1 protein-coding gene is annotated in these 505 nt (G+C 51.7%); it reads right to left on the minus strand.

Translation table 11 applies throughout. The features are described 5' to 3' along the window. Positions 1–505: OprD family outer membrane porin (locus Q7C23_RS23410; RefSeq protein WP_375034732.1), on the minus strand; the 505-nt coding region annotated here is incomplete at both ends.

Below are 505 nucleotides of genomic sequence, written 5' to 3' on the forward strand. Positions count from 1 at the left end.
CGGAGCCTGACCAGTCATATTGTGGGAGGTGAACGTTATCACCTCGAACAACTCGGATCATGCCGGTTAATCCAGGAATCGCCATCGCAGCAAAGTCGTATTGATACTTGGCTTGCCAAACGCGCTCGTCCGGATTTATGTACTCTGAGACGAGGCTCCCACCAACGATAAGGTACGGATCGGTGCCAGCAAGATAAGGCATCGCGCTTTCGCCCGAGAGGCGCATATGACCCAAGCTGAAGGTGTGAGCCTTATGGCGATAGCTTAGGTTAATGTTGAAGTTGTAATTGTCGACGTTGCCTGCACGTTCTGCACCATCGCCCAAGCTCCGAAACAAATAAGCTTCTGTAGTCAGCGAATCGCTGCCGATGGCCGCTTTGTGGGTAGCGCCTACAAAATGCTGCGTATAGATGTCCTGAAGCTGCGCGAAGTAGTAGCTAGTCTTCAAAGAAGGATTCCACTGGTACTCGGCCCCACCATAGTAAAACGAATCGGACTCAGCACT

Source organism: Flavobacterium sp. LAR06 (assembly GCF_041946075.1).
In the GTDB taxonomy this organism is placed as follows: domain Bacteria; phylum Bacteroidota; class Bacteroidia; order Flavobacteriales; family Flavobacteriaceae; genus Flavobacterium.